The organism is Rickettsiales bacterium, assembly GCA_035765535.1.
In the GTDB taxonomy this organism is placed as follows: Bacteria; Pseudomonadota; Alphaproteobacteria; order Rickettsiales; family JABCZZ01; genus JABCZZ01.
In genome coordinates, this window is sequence record DASTXE010000003.1 from 497,657 (window position 1) to 512,452 (window position 14,796).

Annotated in this window: 22 protein-coding genes; 13 read left to right on the forward strand and 9 right to left on the reverse strand. The window is 48.0% G+C overall.

The window, feature by feature from the left end:
• The first annotated feature begins 59 nt into the window (after positions 1 to 59).
• Both VFT64_05360 and VFT64_05365 read left to right on the forward strand, forming a co-directional pair.
• Positions 60 to 641 carry an NAD(P)H-dependent oxidoreductase gene (locus VFT64_05360; GenBank protein ID HEU5047256.1) on the forward strand — a complete coding sequence of 194 codons (582 nt, stop codon included), beginning with the start codon at positions 60 to 62 and terminating at the stop codon, positions 639 to 641.
• A gap of 9 nt (positions 642 to 650) precedes the next feature.
• Positions 651 to 1,202, forward strand: coding sequence for a hypothetical protein (locus VFT64_05365; GenBank protein ID HEU5047257.1), 552 nt, complete (start codon positions 651 to 653; stop codon positions 1,200 to 1,202).
• Here the strand turns inward: VFT64_05365 and VFT64_05370 are convergent.
• Together VFT64_05370 and VFT64_05375 are read right to left on the reverse strand one after the other, a co-directional pair.
• Complete coding sequence (locus VFT64_05370) at positions 1,164 to 1,931, reverse strand: dienelactone hydrolase family protein (protein HEU5047258.1); 768 nt, start codon at positions 1,929 to 1,931, stop codon at positions 1,164 to 1,166. The two genes, VFT64_05365 and VFT64_05370, sit on opposite strands and share 39 nt — an antisense overlap.
• A 7-nt stretch (positions 1,932 to 1,938) precedes the next feature.
• A complete protein-coding gene (locus VFT64_05375; GenBank protein ID HEU5047259.1) occupies positions 1,939 to 2,289 on the reverse strand; it encodes a four-helix bundle copper-binding protein in 351 nt (116 codons plus the stop codon).
• 235 nt (positions 2,290 to 2,524) lie between these two features.
• Here VFT64_05375 and VFT64_05380 point away from each other — a divergent pair, with 235 nt between their 5' ends.
• Together VFT64_05380 and VFT64_05385 are read left to right on the forward strand one after the other, a co-directional pair.
• A complete protein-coding gene (locus VFT64_05380; protein HEU5047260.1) occupies positions 2,525 to 2,782 on the forward strand; it encodes a superinfection immunity protein in 258 nt (85 codons plus the stop codon).
• 120 nt (positions 2,783 to 2,902) lie between these two features.
• On the forward strand, positions 2,903 to 3,757 hold the full coding sequence (locus VFT64_05385) for a YfdX family protein (GenBank protein HEU5047261.1): 855 nt from the start codon (positions 2,903 to 2,905) through the stop codon (positions 3,755 to 3,757).
• A 62-nt stretch (positions 3,758 to 3,819) separates the two neighbouring features.
• On the opposite strand, the gene VFT64_05390 is transcribed toward VFT64_05385, so the two are convergent.
• Positions 3,820 to 3,990, reverse strand: coding sequence for a hypothetical protein (locus VFT64_05390; protein ID HEU5047262.1), 171 nt, complete (start codon positions 3,988 to 3,990; stop codon positions 3,820 to 3,822).
• A 310-nt stretch (positions 3,991 to 4,300) separates the two neighbouring features.
• On the opposite strand from VFT64_05390, the gene VFT64_05395 reads away from it, so the two are divergent.
• A complete protein-coding gene (locus VFT64_05395; GenBank protein ID HEU5047263.1) occupies positions 4,301 to 4,939 on the forward strand; it encodes a type 1 glutamine amidotransferase domain-containing protein in 639 nt (212 codons plus the stop codon).
• 81 nt (positions 4,940 to 5,020) lie between these two features.
• Here VFT64_05395 and VFT64_05400 read toward each other — a convergent pair whose 3' ends face one another.
• The 3 genes from VFT64_05400 to VFT64_05410 are packed head-to-tail and all read right to left on the reverse strand — an operon-like array spanning position 5,021 to position 6,430.
• A complete protein-coding gene (locus VFT64_05400; GenBank protein HEU5047264.1) occupies positions 5,021 to 5,638 on the reverse strand; it encodes an OmpA family protein in 618 nt (205 codons plus the stop codon).
• A 25-nt stretch (positions 5,639 to 5,663) separates the two neighbouring features.
• Positions 5,664 to 5,909 (reverse strand): hypothetical protein, encoded by a 246-nt coding sequence (locus tag VFT64_05405; GenBank protein ID HEU5047265.1) that lies wholly within the window; start codon positions 5,907 to 5,909, stop codon positions 5,664 to 5,666.
• Positions 5,910 to 5,932: 23 nt separating this feature from the next.
• The gene (locus tag VFT64_05410) at positions 5,933 to 6,430 is read right to left on the reverse strand and encodes a hypothetical protein (GenBank protein ID HEU5047266.1); all 498 of its coding nucleotides are present in this window, start codon (positions 6,428 to 6,430) and stop codon (positions 5,933 to 5,935) included.
• Between the two features lie 271 nt (positions 6,431 to 6,701).
• Here VFT64_05410 and VFT64_05415 point away from each other — a divergent pair, with 271 nt between their 5' ends.
• The gene (locus VFT64_05415) at positions 6,702 to 7,889 is read left to right on the forward strand and encodes a DUF3734 domain-containing protein (protein ID HEU5047267.1); all 1,188 of its coding nucleotides are present in this window, start codon (positions 6,702 to 6,704) and stop codon (positions 7,887 to 7,889) included.
• A 107-nt stretch (positions 7,890 to 7,996) separates the two neighbouring features.
• Positions 7,997 to 8,452 (forward strand): DUF2892 domain-containing protein, encoded by a 456-nt coding sequence (locus VFT64_05420; GenBank protein ID HEU5047268.1) that lies wholly within the window; start codon positions 7,997 to 7,999, stop codon positions 8,450 to 8,452.
• Here the strand turns inward: VFT64_05420 and VFT64_05425 are convergent, their stop codons facing one another.
• Entirely contained in the window at positions 8,453 to 9,190 is a 738-nt protein-coding gene (locus VFT64_05425; protein ID HEU5047269.1) for an ATP-binding protein, read from the reverse strand.
• 93 nt (positions 9,191 to 9,283) lie between these two features.
• Complete coding sequence (locus VFT64_05430; GenBank protein HEU5047270.1) at positions 9,284 to 9,721, reverse strand: response regulator; 438 nt, start codon at positions 9,719 to 9,721, stop codon at positions 9,284 to 9,286.
• A gap of 360 nt (positions 9,722 to 10,081) precedes the next feature.
• Here VFT64_05430 and VFT64_05435 point away from each other — a divergent pair, with 360 nt between their 5' ends.
• The 4 genes from VFT64_05435 to VFT64_05450 all read left to right on the forward strand — a co-directional run bounded on the left by VFT64_05435 (position 10,082) and on the right by VFT64_05450 (position 12,222).
• Positions 10,082 to 11,044: a hypothetical protein gene (locus VFT64_05435; GenBank protein HEU5047271.1), complete on the forward strand. Its 963-nt coding sequence runs from the start codon at positions 10,082 to 10,084 to the stop codon at positions 11,042 to 11,044.
• A gap of 54 nt (positions 11,045 to 11,098) precedes the next feature.
• Positions 11,099 to 11,263, forward strand: coding sequence for a hypothetical protein (locus tag VFT64_05440; GenBank protein HEU5047272.1), 165 nt, complete (start codon positions 11,099 to 11,101; stop codon positions 11,261 to 11,263).
• Positions 11,264 to 11,280: 17 nt separating this feature from the next.
• The gene (locus VFT64_05445; GenBank protein ID HEU5047273.1) at positions 11,281 to 11,427 is read left to right on the forward strand and encodes a hypothetical protein; all 147 of its coding nucleotides are present in this window, start codon (positions 11,281 to 11,283) and stop codon (positions 11,425 to 11,427) included.
• A 132-nt stretch (positions 11,428 to 11,559) separates the two neighbouring features.
• Entirely contained in the window at positions 11,560 to 12,222 is a 663-nt protein-coding gene (locus tag VFT64_05450; GenBank protein ID HEU5047274.1) for an Hsp20/alpha crystallin family protein, read from the forward strand.
• A gap of 150 nt (positions 12,223 to 12,372) precedes the next feature.
• Here VFT64_05450 and VFT64_05455 read toward each other — a convergent pair whose 3' ends face one another.
• Positions 12,373 to 12,525, reverse strand: coding sequence for a hypothetical protein (locus tag VFT64_05455; protein HEU5047275.1), 153 nt, complete (start codon positions 12,523 to 12,525; stop codon positions 12,373 to 12,375).
• Between the two features lie 90 nt (positions 12,526 to 12,615).
• On the opposite strand from VFT64_05455, the gene VFT64_05460 reads away from it, so the two are divergent.
• Together VFT64_05460 and VFT64_05465 are read left to right on the forward strand one after the other, a co-directional pair.
• Complete coding sequence (locus VFT64_05460) at positions 12,616 to 13,479, forward strand: SDR family oxidoreductase (protein ID HEU5047276.1); 864 nt, start codon at positions 12,616 to 12,618, stop codon at positions 13,477 to 13,479.
• 49 nt (positions 13,480 to 13,528) lie between these two features.
• Positions 13,529 to 14,788 carry a cyclopropane-fatty-acyl-phospholipid synthase family protein gene (locus VFT64_05465; GenBank protein ID HEU5047277.1) on the forward strand — a complete coding sequence of 420 codons (1,260 nt, stop codon included), beginning with the start codon at positions 13,529 to 13,531 and terminating at the stop codon, positions 14,786 to 14,788.
• The last annotated feature ends 8 nt before the right edge of the window (positions 14,789 to 14,796 follow it).

The window sequence follows — 14,796 nt, forward strand, 5'->3', positions numbered from 1 at the left end:
CACCGCCTTTCTAAGAATTGAACTGTACAATAAGTGCACACCTTGGAAAGGACGGATTTATGAGCGGATTTAAACTTGCGATTATCGTCGGGTGCTCACGGAAGGAATCGCCTAATCATAAAATGGCGAAGGCCTTGGTTAAACTGGGAGCCGACAAATTCGAAGCACAGATGCTTTCCATCAATGATCTACCTCCTTACCATCATGCGGATAATACCAATTTCCCCATTGAAGCAATGCGCATCAAAAAAGAAATCACCAACGCAGATGCTGTTTTGATTGTGACTCCCGAGTATGGCACCACAGTGCAAAGCGCATTAAGAAACGCCATAGATTGGGCGGGATGTTCTTATAACCAGAACGCTTTTGCCGGTAAACCTGTTGCGATATGCGGTACTTCCGGTGGCGGCACAGGTGTGGAAGCCAAGCATAGCCTGCGTCAGCTCCTCAAGCGTCTGAAAGGAGTGCTGATGGAACAGCCGGAACTCTATTTGCGCGGCAAGGACGCGATGATCGATAGTGAAGGAAACGTGGCAGGAGAGGGGACGAAACAGTTCCTGCAGGGCTTTATCGATAGATACGTACACTGGGTGAAAACGATCAATTATCCTCCTTCCAGAAGAATGGGCGGGCGATTCTGATAGGGTAGTATGTCGAATCCGGCGGACATCATATTGCTTTATGCACTGATTCCTGTCTGGCTTGCAGTCGGAGTGCTGGACTGGTGGTGCCATAAGAAAGCAGGCATAGAGCATACTTCCGGCACCAGGGAATCGATCCTTCACCTGCTGATGTTTATCGAAGCGGGCATAGCGTTACTTGCGGGGCTTTTTCTGGAGATTAACGCTTTAGTATTGGCATTTATGTTAGTGCTGCTGATGCTCCATGAATTGACGGCCATCTGGGATCTGGAATATGCGGACCCACGCCGTAAAATCACGACGCTCGAACAGCACACGCACAGTTTCCTTGAAGTACTCCCATTCATGGCATTCAGCCTTTTATGCTGCATCTATTGGGAGCAATTTTCCGCGCTGATCGGAACAGGAGATGCCACTGCGGATTTCTCGCTGCATTGGAAACGGCATGCTTTGCCGCAATTTTATGTAATCGCCGTGCTGGTCTGTGCGGCGCTAATCGATATGGGAGTGTATATCGAGGAGTTATACCGCTGCCTGAAGACGGCTGCTGACCGAAGCTGAGCTTTGCTTTTCCTGCAGATGATTATGCATGAATACGGCCTGCATCGCCCAGGCTTCACCTGCGGCATCGGCATCGTAAGTTTTTCGCTCCGGGCAGAAGAAACCGTGACCGGCGTTTGAAAATTCCACATTGCGAAAAGTCTTGTTCTTTTTGCGTAAGACTTCGGCAATGGAATGCTGCAGGCTGGTATTAATGTGCTTATCCTGTCCTGCCCAGAACAGTAGCAGCGGCGCCCTCTGGCTGTCTGCATAATCGGAAAGAACGGAAGGAATGCTGCTGCCATAATAGCTGATGGCAGCGCATAGCGGAAGAATGCTATTGGCGATGAAAGCCACTTTCCCACCGAAACAATATCCTGTGACGGCTATGCGTTTACTATCGATCCGTTTATCGGCATCCAGCCAGTGATAAGCGGCGCGGATATCGTTTTCGAGGTCGGTATGCGTAATCGCATCCATATGCGGTTTGGACTTCCCCAGATTATCGTAATCACCGATAAAACCGTGGGCGGTGCGGTGAAACAGCTCAGGTGCGACAGCGGTATACCCTAAGGCGGCTACGCGTTTTGCCGTTTCCTGAATATGCGCATTGACGCCGAACGCTTCATGGAAAATGATGACTGCAGGGGCTTTGTCGACCGGAGCGCCGGTGCGCACGACAAACATGCGCATCTGGCCGCCGTCACTGACCGGGACAGTTTCCCATTTAGGTTCCTGATATTTGGACATGCCTTACCTATGCTGCACGGTTGAGTTTACGGCCTTCCTGCTGGCAGGCTTCCGCCGCGCGACGGCAGACTTCCGCGCAATGTTTCATCTTTTCGTCTTTTCCCACGATTTCGCAGGAACGCGCACATGCTTCGCACACGCTCGCGCAGGCAGTGCAGACAGCCCGGTGCAGTTCAGAGCCCCGTTTCAGGAAATCGGCGGTAACCTGACATAGCTCAATGCAATCCAGCATGATTTTTACATGGTCGGCATCCACATGGGCGCCACCTTTCACAAGGCAATGATTCATCAGCGTATCCAGGCATGTAGTCCGGGCTTCCCAGCATAATGTAATACATTCATGATTTTCTGCGGTCATATTCCATCTCCCCTGTAAGTGAATACGCTTTCGGCACGCACAAAAGGATAGAAAATCGGAAATAAAAATTAAAGCCGAGCCAATGCCGAGAAAGAATAAAGAAATCGTAAGTAGCGGAGTTTGAGGTGGGATTAACCGGTTCTTTATCCTGTAATGAGAAAGAGGCTGCGTATTTTTTATTCCGGTTATCCTAAAATAAATGGTGAATCTATAATACCATATGGACGCTAGAAAAATGACGACATATGAACAAATAGATAAGTTTATTTTTTCAATAAACCCGTTTGCGTTGATTGCAATAGGGGTTGTACTGTTCTTTCTTCATTTTCTTCCCAGTATTCTGGCGGTTACCTATCGCAAGGGCGATCAGGTGAGGATATTCATGCTGAATGTAATATTTGGCTGGACGATCATCGGATGGGTTTTCCTGCTGGTATGGTCTTTAACTAAGACCAGAACGCTTCCGGCGGATCCTCTGGAAAGGGAGAAATAACGGTAAAATATCAAGTATCATATTTTACCTCATCCTTATAAACAAAAAGCTCCTCTCTATTGGAATCTGATATGGCATTTGCGCTAATGGCATACCTATCATAATGGAAAGGAGAATAGGATGAAAACCAGAAGCTTATATGCCTATGCATTGGCTGCATGTACGGCAATGGGAGCTACGCAGGTAGTGGCGGCCGATGCGCAGGAAGTGACTCCGCTCAATACAACGCAGGGAAACAGCGAATTCGAATATTCGGCCAGAAAAATTCTGGGCTATGCATCCGAAGCGCAGGCTGCGCTGGATGACAAGGATATACAGGATGCCAACACGGATCTGGACCTGGCAGCGCAGGAGCTGGATAAAATTCACAGCATCAAAAATTATATGGAAATGAATGGGGCCGTATTCGGACGCGTGTTCTACGGCGACAGCCATAGCTATTATATTCCCATTGCAGACGATACCTATGCCGTGCGGACCTATAAACAGGGACCTTTCTGGTCTTCCAAGAAAGGCATGGCGGTGAGCGATGTGAAGCTGGTGCTGGTGAATATAGCTATCGATCCCGATAAATCCACGCAGCGTATTCATAATGCGCAGAACGATGTTGCTCAGAAAGATTACAGCAAAGCACAAACGGAACTGGCGAATTTGCTGAATGAATCCATTCATGCGGTCTCTTCACAAGAACAGCCTTTCACGCGGCTGCAGGATAATATTTACCTGACGCGCGTTCTTCTGCGGCAGAATAATTACGGCGGCGCGCGTTATACCTTGCATAATGCGAAGTCGGCTTTGAATGAATATGCAAAAACCCGGAGCGAGCCGGATAAGAAGGTGAGCAAGCTGGAAAAGGAAATTGATATATTGGATAAAACCATTCAGAAGCGCGACCCATCCATGATGAATAAGGCAAGCGCAAAAGTGGAAGAATGGTGGAAGGAACTCAAATCCTGGAGTGAAAAGAATAGCTGAGTTTAGCATATAAAAAACCGGAGCGTTCCAAAGAGCGCTCCGGTTTTTTGGCTTAGCCGGTCTTACCGGTCAGTCGTGCCGGGCTTTGTTACCTTCGGAGCCTTGCCGTCTTCGGCACGCCCTTGGTTACGCAGCTCACGCCCTTCTTTAGCCATTTTATCATCATTGAACATTTCACCGGTTTCCTCTTTGACAAAACCGGCGCCTTCTTTAATTGCACCTTTGACACTCATGGTCATTCTCCTTTGATAATGAATATAATAACCAACAAAAATTATTATCCGCTTTTACATTTAAAGAAGCGATAGGAGGAGAAAGAAAATTCATAAATAAATGGTAAAAACACAATATATATCAGTATATTGTATAATAGGTTAATTGCATTTTTATCCTTGCCGTCTTCATACGCCTATATTTTTTATGCATGAGCGCAGAGTGTGTAGGCTCGGGAGTTATGTATAAACATGACAGACCTATCCCGTAGCATATGACCGGATGTTTTCATATTCCGGCCGCTCCACAAACATAATTAAAGGAGGCGCTATGAGCTTGCTCGATAAAATTTCCAATAATAACGAAAAGAAAGAAGACACTTATAAAGTGGCACCCATTCCGGAAAGGCTGAAGAAGAATAAGAAGGTGGTGATGATCACTGCTGATAATACGGAAGACCTTGAGTTCTTCTATCCGTATTACCGCCTGACGGAAGAAGGTTACACAGTGGATGTCGTGACACCGGACGGCGGAAAGTTTGCCGGAAAGCACGATTTAGGACTAAGCGAAACCAAAGCGATAACGGCGGTGAAGCCAGCGGATTACGAACTGCTTTATCTGCCGGGTGGAAAGGCCCCGTCGGAGTTGCGTAAAAACGAAGATGTTCTGGCTTTCGTAAAGGAATTCGCCAGAAACGGCAAGCCGATCGCAGCGGTCTGCCACGGGCCACAGGTTCTGATTTCTGCAGGGCTTGTAAAGGGTAAGCAGATGGCTGCATGGCCGGAAGTGGGTAAAGAACTCACGGAAGCAGGTGCAACCTATGTGGATGAAGCACTGGTGGAAGACGGACAATTTATTACCGCCCGCAAACCAGGTGATTTGCACCGTCATCTTTATGGTACGCTGCAATATCTACGCGGAGAAGTGGAACCGCAAAACCGCACTCAGCGTCGTTCCCAGGCTGGTTAATAACAGGCTGGAGAATTAAAGAAAGGGGCATGCGGATTAACCCGCATGCCCTGATTTTTTACCTGCTTGTATAAAGGAGTTTTACTGAACTGGAGCCGGAGGAGTATTCTGCTCAACGATATAATCGATCTCAATGACCACTCTGCGGTCCCGCTGCAGACAACGGATAAGTGCCTGGCGTTTAAGTTTTGCAGGGCAATTAGCTGTCGGATATTCTTTGCCGAACCAGCGCGTTTTTGCGAGTTGCGTGTTCAGATACTCATGATCATGCAGATATTGTTCAACCGCCTTTGCTCTTTTTTCTGAAAGCTTACGGTTATAAGTCGTGCTGCCCATGCGGTCAGCAAAACCTGCAATCCTGACATCCCGGATGGTCGTATCGGACCGGAGTATATTGGTGAGGCTGTCGAGCTTGCGGCGCTCACTATCCATTAACCGGGCACTGTTAAAGTCAAAATAGACAGTTCTGTCTTCTTCTGCAATTTCACGACGCGGTAGCGGAGCGACAACAACTTTTGGCGCGCACTCATCCTGACCCGTATCCCATTTGGTGCGGACGCAGGTACCGAACATGCTATCATGAAGAACGCCATGCCGTGCATCATGTACCACTGCACGGTTATCATTGGCCAGGACTGAGAAAGGAGCAGCGGTGGTGGCTAATACGCCTATAATGCTGCAGATTGTAGAATGACGCATATTCTCTCCTTTGAATCAGAGGAAGTTAATCCGCCATGTCCCATTGCATATCGCGCACACCGGACGGATCGGTAAGCATAGGCTCATCCCCCTGTGGAGGGCGGCCTGTAACAGCCACTGTTTCCATGCGCTGATCATCACTACCGATAAATCCTTCTTTGTAAGCATTCTGCATATTGCCGAACTTCTGCTCTACAGAGACATCCGTAGCGAAGTGGGTAGCGGTATTACCCGTACCCACTTCTTCCTGATCGTAGTTAATTCTACGCATAGATCCTCCACACTGGGGATGCGTTAAGCTACTTTTGTCGTAGCGTTCGAAGTCTGCATGATAGTGCGGGCAGCATCCTTCCTTTCGTCCGTTGTATGGACGATAAGAACGACCTTGCCTCTTTTGACTTCATTCTCATATTTTTTGGCGTCATCGACGGCAAAACCGGCACTGATAAGAGCACCGCTTAGGCCACCTGCAACGGCGCCGGTTCCAAGCCCGGCCAGAATAGCGGTAAGCGGACCGGAAGCCAGTAACCCCATACCGGGAACAACGATATTGCCTACGGCAGTCAGGCCGGCAACCAGTGCGCCGATCGAACCGCCAAATAATGCGCCTGCTGCGCCACCGCGTGTAGCACGCTCGCCTTCATCATTAACCGGCGGCGGGAAAATGGTGTGACGTGCTTTATCCGAAATCAGCAAGCTTATATCTTCCTTCCGGAAATCCTGTTCAAGAAGTAAGGAAAAAGCCCTTTCAGCTTCAATTCGGCTATCAAAAATTCCTGCAACGGTAGTCATAAAACCCTCCTGTTAAGTTAAGGTGAAGACAAGATATTCTGAATAATATCCTATAATGGAGGTAAAAATAATATGCCTTTGAGGGCGGCCAGCCGTAAAATTGGCATAAGACTATGAAGAGGTGTCTGAAAGCCTGTAATACGGCATGTATCTTTTAATCTGAAGCACCCTTATTCCTTATGGTTTTCTTATTTTTGCATTCATAGCGTAGGACCGGCCTGCAGATATTGCAGCGCTGTATTTATTCTCTAAGTAAAAGGCCCGTAAGTATATGGCAAGTAGTCACCAGCATGCGCATAAACATAAAAAAGATGCTCGTCATCCGTTTGAATGCGTCGCCCTGTTACTGCAGGGAGGTGGCGCGCTGGGGGCCTATCAGGCAGGAGTTTATGAGGCGCTCGCAGAGGCGGATGTCGAGCCGGATTGGGTGGCGGGAATATCCATCGGAGCTATTAATGCTGCTATTATTGCAGGCAATGCTCCTAATGAGAGAGTGAATAAACTCAGGGAATTCTGGCATTCGGTGACCATAGATGAATTATGGTACTATCCGGAAGATTTCCGGTCGTTATTAGTGCGTGACAATGCGCGCCATCAGGCGATTAATTTCATGAGTGCTATGAATACAATATTCAATGGCATTCCCGGCTTCTTTACACCGCGTTTTATCAATCCATTCATAGCGGAGAAATGCTCAAAGGCAGCTATCAGCTTCTACGATACCAAAAAGCTGAAATCAACGCTGGAGCGGCTTGTAGATTTTGACCGTATTAATAATGACGATATCCGGTTCAACGTGGGGGTGGTGAACGTCGAGACCGGTAATTTCATGGATTTTAATAATCAGGAACATCGCATTACTCCCGAACATGTCATGGCAAGCGGGGCATTACCGCCCGGCTTTCCGCCGATAGAGATTGACGGTAAGCATTACTGGGATGGCGGCCTGATCTCCAATACACCGCTGCAATGGATTGTAGACAGCAAGATATATATGGATACGCTTGTATTCCAGGTCGATCTGTGGAGCGCTTCCAGCAATAACTTTCCTCACAACATCGCAGACGTATATACGCGCCAGAAGGATATTCAGTATTCAAGCCGCACACGCGCCAATACGGACCGGTTCAAAGAGCATCATAAACTATCGCACCAGATTTCCAGCCTTATTAAAAAACTTCCGCCGGAGCTGCAGAAACTACCGGAAGTCGGTCTGTTGAAGCAGCATGTGAACGACCATCTGTACAATATTGTGCACCTGATTTACCACAATAAGGATTATGAAGGCTACTCTAAGGACTTTGAGTTCTCACGCCTGAGCATGAAAGCGCATTGGCAGTCCGGTTATGACGATACGATCAAAACACTGCAAAACCCCGCAGTGTTAAAACTTCCTACTAATAAGGAAGGGGTAGCTATATTCGATTTCAGCGCTCACAATAAATCTGCGCCATCCTAGCGAAGTTTATAGAAATTTTACCTGTAAGGTGCAACCTTGAATGGAAAATCTACGATGGATATTGCTAGCATAACAGGCTCAGGAATAACAGAAGACGGAGGCTCGCTATGATTCCCAGCACAGTAAACCGCGTTCCTATGCATACCGCTCAGAAAGTGAACAATAAAATTCGCCGCCGCATGGAGCGTAGGATAAGCTATTATGCAAGGCATCCGGAGAAAATAGATGAAAGGCTGCAGCAGCTTGAGCGGGAATGGGACATAGAGCGCACGCTGGAAGCCAATGCCGGTGCGGTGGCGGTAGGAAGCGTACTGCTTGGTGCGCTGTCTCATAAGCGCTGGCTTCTTCTGCCCGTATTTGTGGGAGGGTTCCTGTTATATCATGCCGTCAACGGCTGGTGCCCGCCCTTGCCTGTATGGCGTCGTTTTGGTGTAAGAACACAGACGGAAATTGATGAGGAGCGCTATGCGCTAAAAGCACTGCGTGGCGACTTCAGAAAGATGCCGCCTCAGAACGATTCCAGGGAATTCAGTAACCGGGTAATGGATGTCGTCAGGCATTAATTATTGGACGGGAAGGCGCACGGTAAAGACGGAGCCGTTATCCTTATGGTTAGTCACGGTGACTGTGCCATTGAGTAAGCGCATGATTTCGCGGGAAATGGGAAGCCCAAGCCCGGTTCCTGCAACCTGGCGGTCACTTTTAACAAAGCGCGTATATTTGGAAAATATTTCTTCCATTCTCGCGCTTTCTATTCCTTTACCATTATCTTGTACGTGTATATAGGCATCACCTGCTTCGTCCACACCATATGAAATATGGATTACGGAAGGTCTGCCGCCATATTTAACTGCATTATCCAGCAGCAGAAAAATAACGCGGTGTAATAGCAGGCGATCGCTCGTAATAAGAACGGGTTCGGGAATTTCATGGAGATGGACGCTGGAATTCTGGAGGGTGGGGGAAAGCGTAATAATACATTCCTGCAGCATCAAAAGCAGATCGAATGATTGCTTATGCGGTTTCACCATACCGCTTTCCAGCTTGGACATATCCAGAATATTGGTAATAAAATTATCCAGTCGCACTGCCTGCTGCAACGCAGTATTCAACAGGGAAAGCTGTGTTTCGGGGGAGAGCTTCTGGTAGGTATGCATATAAATGTCCAGCGAACCTATAATCGAAGCAAGCGGGGTTTTCAGGTCATGAGAAATAGCCAGAAACATCTGCCGCTGGATACGCTCACGTTCCGTGTTAAAAAACTCCGAATATTCAAATGTTTTTAGGGACAACTCTGACATAACACAAAGAACATCATGATGCGTATGATAAAACCATATCGGAGTCGAAATAAAGATGTTGTGTAATTGATAAAAGACAAAATAAAGACATGCTCAATGTGAGGAAGAGAAGTGGGATAATTTCCGGGCCAGTGTGTCAAAATTAATAGGTTTGCTGATATAATCGTCCATTCCCGCTTCCAAGCATTTTGTATGATGGATCCCTAAAGTGTGTGCCGTCATTCCCAGAATAGGCTGGCGGAAGTGTTTTTCTTTCTCCAGCTGGCGTATGGCACGGGTAGTCTCCAGGCCGTCCATATCATAGAGCCGGATGTCCATCAGAATGGCAGTATAAGGTACGATACACTCTTTTATTTTCTCGACAGCAAGCAGGCCGGAATCAACGGATTCAACTTTAAAGCCCATATTTTCAAGCATTATCGCCGCGACTAATATATTGGGCTGGTAATCTTCCACGAGCAGGATAGTGCCCTGGAAGCTTTCTTCCTGATCGCATGGGAGGGAATCAGAACGTAAAGTTGATTCTTTCACCGTGAGCACTCCTGTAATAATGAAATTTCAAAAGAAGACAATCTTGACTCAAACAGGCACTCTGGAATCTAACGAGGGAAATATAAATCTTAGCTTAGGTTCTGCCCCCATACAAATAAATATTCCATAAGTATTGAGCGGGCAATGCTTCATAAAAATTCATTTTACCGCTTCTTTATCTCCCCCCTGAAACAAGAGACGGCAATTTTATTCAGCCGGTGATACTTATTTTAAATATCGGAAGCGAGGCGTCTTCCAAGAATCTTTCTACGCCTATCAGCATAAAGCCAAGTCTTTCATATTTCTTAATTTCCGCCATTGCGCGGCGATTACGAATCTATTACTCGCAAGGAGAGGTATATGACCAAACATTATTCGAAGAAGTCAAGCACCAGCACTGACGATCAAAACGATAAAACAACGAGTCTGACGGGCGATCAGAGCAGCGAAGACACGAACGATACCACTTCGCAGGATAACGACAGCACGTCCCTTACGACTGCTGCAAATACAAATGAAGAAGACGAAGGAACGAGCAGCAAGGATAAGAATAAACGTTCATCCTCTGCTTCTAAAACGGCTTCATCCTCCTCTTCCACAGATTCTTCCGACGAGGAAGAAGAAGGCCAGCAATATGGTAAGAGCAGAAATAGCTCGCGTGATAATGAGAGGGATCAGTCGGGTCGTCGTTCCTCTTCATCGGATCGCGAAGACAGCAGGCGCTATGGCAGCAGCCAGCGAGACGAAAATAGCCGCCGGAGCGAATGGAACGATTACGGTGATGACCGCCAGCGTTATGGCCGTTCACGCGATGAGGAATATTATGGGCGCTCCAGCGGAGACCGGAACCGTTATGAATCGGATCGCGAGCAGAATTATGGCCGTTCGCGCGTAATCCCAATGTCGGGTGAAGGCTCGCGCAGAGGGTACGACGAAGACAGATATTATGCTCCGCGCCAGCGTCAGGAAGAGTATGATTATCGCGATGATTATCGTGATCGTTCCCCGTCCAACCGTGATTATTACACCCGCTCTTCAGAGGGTAGGTATAATGAGCCGCAGAGGTATGAAGACGAAGGATACCGTTCGCAGCGTAATAGCCGCAGGTTTAATGAGGGATACGGTGAAGGAGCCTATGGCGATGACTACCGTCGTCAGTCCCGTGGTGGCTACAGCTCACGCGGCAACATAGATCGCGACTGGTATGGAGAACCCTCACGCGGTTATGGCTCGTCTTCCTACGGCAGCCGCGGTTCGGAAGGCTATCGCGACAGAGATGAGGATTATGAAGATCGTCCTTACCGCAGGTCTTCACGCGATTAACAACACATAGGAGCGCACGGGGGGATGTTCTCATCCTCCCGGCGATTAATCATTATGAGCATCTTAAAATTCATATCTGATTTTATCGATGGATGGAAAGGCGGATCGGTAAAGCCGATTCAGGAGGACAAGCAATTACGTCATAAAATGAGTGAACGCAAGATCGACAAAATGGTAAGCGACAGCTTTCCGGCAAGCGATCCGCCGAGCACTTATTAGCGTGTAAGGCGGGAAGCATGGATACGCGAAAAGAGGATAAAAAGGAGATACGGCAAAATAACAAAATGCTGATGGCGCTTGCGGTAATCCTGGCGCTGGCAGCCTTATGGTATATTGCCTATGTCTTGATCGGCTACCATACTCCTGCCGCGCCTTCGCCTTAAATTTCCCATCATGAATGATTCTTCTCCTGCTTGGCAGGAAGTGACTACCTGTCCGGTCATACGGGCAGGGTGTGGTGGTATATGCGGTGCGTATATCGGTTTTATATTTAGGTTTAAAGAAAGGGATACAATATGCAGAATAAAAAATGGGATTGGACAAGGCATGATAATTTGCCGTCTTCAAACATGCGGGCAACGCAGAATCAGGCATTAGGAAATATGTCGGGGCTGTTCGCGCCGATGTCGCATTTCTTTCAGGAAATGGAACGTATGTTCGACACTACTTTCCAGCATTTTACCGCACCCGCAATGATGAACGGTATGACCGGCTTGCAGAACATGATGTTCCGTTCTCCGCATATCGACATTACTTCAACCGATGAAGAATATAATATCCAGGTAGAAGTGCCGGGTATGGATGAACGCGATCTGCGTCTGGAAGTGACCCCGGAAAACATGCTGGTCATTTCAGGTGAAAAGCGTGCTGAAAGCGGCGATAACAACACGAATCGCAATTACCATCGCATGGAGCGCTCTTACGGTGCGTTCCAGCGTGTGCTTTCCTTGCCTGAAGATGTGGATCACGAGACGGTCGACGCGCAGATGAAAAACGGCATTCTCACCGTTACGCTCCAGAAGCGTATGGCATCTGAAGGATCAAGATCGCGCCGGATCGATATCAATGCTACGGAGGGCGGTCGTTCCCGTCAGGCAGGAAAACATCAGGGGCATGGTGCTCATGAAGGGCGCAATCATGAGGGTGCGGCCAATGCCAACGCCAAGAAGGTAGCCTGAGACTATCCATCAGCATTCTCCCCTTTGCAAGATAAGGGGAGAATGCCTCACTTGCATAATATGCAGAAAGAGAGTATTTGATACCGGAAGTAGTTTTTCCGGAAAAGTTATGTAAGCAGAAATTGCGGATATGCGGCTGATCTAAGCCTATTAATCCTGCTTATGACCGGTCTGTTTCTGTTTAATAATCTTTCCGATCTTCTTGGTATTTTCTGTTTTATTTTGCCGTTGCAAGCGTTCCGGATCATCGTGTGAATATTTATCGTCTTGCACTTTCTGGTAAGGCTTTTTCTGCGATGTCATAATGATCCCTCCTTCATAGGAGGATCATGCCGTCTCTAAAATAATTTTTCGATTAAGAATCGTGCTTAATACAGAAAAAAGGAGAATGTTATGCCGCAAAAAGCAATGAAATCCCTTCCTGAACAGCATCAGGACGAACAGCCGGGACGCGAAAAATTAATGCATCCCAAACCGCAGAACGAAATGAAGAATTATAAAGCGGCCGGCAAGCTGAAAGGCAAAGTGGCGCTTATTAGCGGTGGCGACAGCGGGATAGGAAGATCGGTGGCGATAGGATTCGCAAAAGAAGGGGCAGATATCGCAATTATCTATCTGAATGAAGATGATGATGCGGACGTAACCTGCAAGCTGGTGGAAGCGGAAGGCAGAAAATGCCTGAAGATGGAAGGCGACATTGGGGACCGGGAATTTTGTGACGATGCAATTGAACGCACCGTTCAGCAATTCGGAAAACTCGATATTCTGGTTAATAATGCTGCCGAGCAGCATGTGCAGGAGGATCTGTACGATATCACGCACGAACAGCTGGAGCGGACATTTCGTACCAATTTATTTTCCCAGTTTTACCTGTCGCGTGCAGCGCTGAAACATATGAAAGAAGGCGCCTCCATCATCAACACGGCATCGGTAACCGCGTATAAAGGCAATAAGGAGCTTATCGATTACTCCGCCACCAAAGGAGCTATTGTCACATTCACTCGCTCGCTTTCACAGTCGCTGGTGAAAAGAAATATACGTGTCAATGCGGTCGCGCCTGGCCCCATCTGGACACCGCTTATTCCCGCAAGCTTCGATGAAGAACATGTCGCAAAATTCGGAACCGATACTCCTATGGGAAGGCCTGGCCAACCTGATGAAGTCGCGCCATGTTATATATTCCTGGCATCGGAAGATGCGTCTTACATGACAGGCCAGGTATTGCATCCTAACGGGGGTACGGTGTTAAACGGATAATACCGGCCTACGAATTACCAATGTTCCATTCTCAGGAGATAAGATCATTATGAATACCGAGTCCCAGACTTCTTCTATGGAAGATATATTGCTCGATACGAAGATTCAGCCGGAAAAACCAGCACGGGGGGAATCGCTTCACCCGATTATGAGAGCATTTGGACGAGCGCAATACGGTCAGCTTACTGTGCAGGGACCGGATGGCAGGATTCATAAGTTTGTTGGTCCCCAGATCGGTGCGGCGGCGGATTTACAGATCCATGACTGGAGCGCATTGGACAGGTTTATCACCAAGGGCGAGACAGGATTTGCGGAAGCCTATATGGAAGGATTATGGGACTCTCGCGATCTCGTATCTCTGCTGGTGTTTGGATTGGCTAATGCAGAGGTGCTGGAGCGTTATTTCTATGGTAGGCCTATCTATGCGTTCTTTACCTATTTGACGAGCGTGCTGCGCACGAACACCATTCGTAAGAGCAGGCAGAATGTGCAGGCGCATTATGACCTTGGAAATGATTTCTATAAGCTGTGGCTGGATGAGAGCATGACCTATTCCTGTGGTCTGTTCGGCGGGGAGATCGACATGACGCTGGAAGATGCGCAACAGGCCAAATACAACCGTATTCTGACCAAACTTGGTGCAAAGGCCGGAGACCATATTCTAGAGATCGGCTGCGGGTGGGGTGCATTTGCGATGGCGGCCGCGCGTAAAGGGATAAAAGTCACCGGCGTCACGATTTCCGACGAACAGAAAGCGCTGGCTGAAGAAAGAATAAAGCAGGCCGGTCTGGAAGAGTACGCGCAGATTAGACTGATCGATTACCGGCAGGTGGAAGGTGTTTTCGACCATATCGTATCCATCGGCATGTTTGAGCATGTGGGAGAGCAATACTGGCCCACTTACTTTGACACGGTAAAGGCGCGCCTTCGCCCAGGCGGCAAGGCGATGATCCAGAGCATCACCATAGATGAGCATGTGTTTGAAAGAACGCACGATAAGCAAGGATTTATAGAGACCTATATTTTCCCGGGCGGAATGCTTCCGTCGCGACCGGTATTTCGCTCACATGTGGAAAGAGCTGGACTTGTATGCAAGGAAATGTTTACCTTCGGACAGGATTATGCGCGCACCGTCGGGCACTGGATGGCCAGATTCAATGCGCATGAAGCGGAAGTACGCAAGCTAGGTTATAACGAACATTTCATCAGAATGTGGCGATTCTACCTTTCCAGCTGTATCGCGGCATTTACAACCGCCCGCACGGACGTGATGCAGGCAGAGATCACGCATGCGAAAGATGCTGTCTAAGAAGGATT

What these genes read in the sequence shown, in the direction of transcription:
- VFT64_05360 (HEU5047256.1), top strand. Translation starts at nt 60, where the DNA reads ATGAGCGGATTTAAACTTGCGATTATCGTCGGGTGCTCACGGAAGGAA.
- VFT64_05365 (HEU5047257.1), top strand. Translation starts at nt 651, where the DNA reads ATGTCGAATCCGGCGGACATCATATTGCTTTATGCACTGATTCCTGTC.
- VFT64_05370 (HEU5047258.1), bottom strand. Translation starts at nt 1,931, where the DNA reads ATGTCCAAATATCAGGAACCTAAATGGGAAACTGTCCCGGTCAGTGAC.
- VFT64_05375 (HEU5047259.1), bottom strand. Translation starts at nt 2,289, where the DNA reads ATGACCGCAGAAAATCATGAATGTATTACATTATGCTGGGAAGCCCGG.
- VFT64_05380 (HEU5047260.1), top strand. Translation starts at nt 2,525, where the DNA reads ATGACGACATATGAACAAATAGATAAGTTTATTTTTTCAATAAACCCG.
- VFT64_05385 (HEU5047261.1), top strand. Translation starts at nt 2,903, where the DNA reads ATGAAAACCAGAAGCTTATATGCCTATGCATTGGCTGCATGTACGGCA.
- VFT64_05390 (HEU5047262.1), bottom strand. Translation starts at nt 3,990, where the DNA reads ATGAGTGTCAAAGGTGCAATTAAAGAAGGCGCCGGTTTTGTCAAAGAG.
- VFT64_05395 (HEU5047263.1), top strand. Translation starts at nt 4,301, where the DNA reads ATGAGCTTGCTCGATAAAATTTCCAATAATAACGAAAAGAAAGAAGAC.
- VFT64_05400 (HEU5047264.1), bottom strand. Translation starts at nt 5,638, where the DNA reads ATGCGTCATTCTACAATCTGCAGCATTATAGGCGTATTAGCCACCACC.
- VFT64_05405 (HEU5047265.1), bottom strand. Translation starts at nt 5,909, where the DNA reads ATGCGTAGAATTAACTACGATCAGGAAGAAGTGGGTACGGGTAATACC.
- VFT64_05410 (HEU5047266.1), bottom strand. Translation starts at nt 6,430, where the DNA reads ATGACTACCGTTGCAGGAATTTTTGATAGCCGAATTGAAGCTGAAAGG.
- VFT64_05415 (HEU5047267.1), top strand. Translation starts at nt 6,702, where the DNA reads ATGGCAAGTAGTCACCAGCATGCGCATAAACATAAAAAAGATGCTCGT.
- VFT64_05420 (HEU5047268.1), top strand. Translation starts at nt 7,997, where the DNA reads ATGATTCCCAGCACAGTAAACCGCGTTCCTATGCATACCGCTCAGAAA.
- VFT64_05425 (HEU5047269.1), bottom strand. Translation starts at nt 9,190, where the DNA reads ATGTCAGAGTTGTCCCTAAAAACATTTGAATATTCGGAGTTTTTTAAC.
- VFT64_05435 (HEU5047271.1), top strand. Translation starts at nt 10,082, where the DNA reads ATGACCAAACATTATTCGAAGAAGTCAAGCACCAGCACTGACGATCAA.
- VFT64_05440 (HEU5047272.1), top strand. Translation starts at nt 11,099, where the DNA reads ATGAGCATCTTAAAATTCATATCTGATTTTATCGATGGATGGAAAGGC.
- VFT64_05445 (HEU5047273.1), top strand. Translation starts at nt 11,281, where the DNA reads ATGGATACGCGAAAAGAGGATAAAAAGGAGATACGGCAAAATAACAAA.
- VFT64_05450 (HEU5047274.1), top strand. Translation starts at nt 11,560, where the DNA reads ATGCAGAATAAAAAATGGGATTGGACAAGGCATGATAATTTGCCGTCT.
- VFT64_05455 (HEU5047275.1), bottom strand. Translation starts at nt 12,525, where the DNA reads ATGACATCGCAGAAAAAGCCTTACCAGAAAGTGCAAGACGATAAATAT.
- VFT64_05460 (HEU5047276.1), top strand. Translation starts at nt 12,616, where the DNA reads ATGCCGCAAAAAGCAATGAAATCCCTTCCTGAACAGCATCAGGACGAA.
- VFT64_05465 (HEU5047277.1), top strand. Translation starts at nt 13,529, where the DNA reads ATGAATACCGAGTCCCAGACTTCTTCTATGGAAGATATATTGCTCGAT.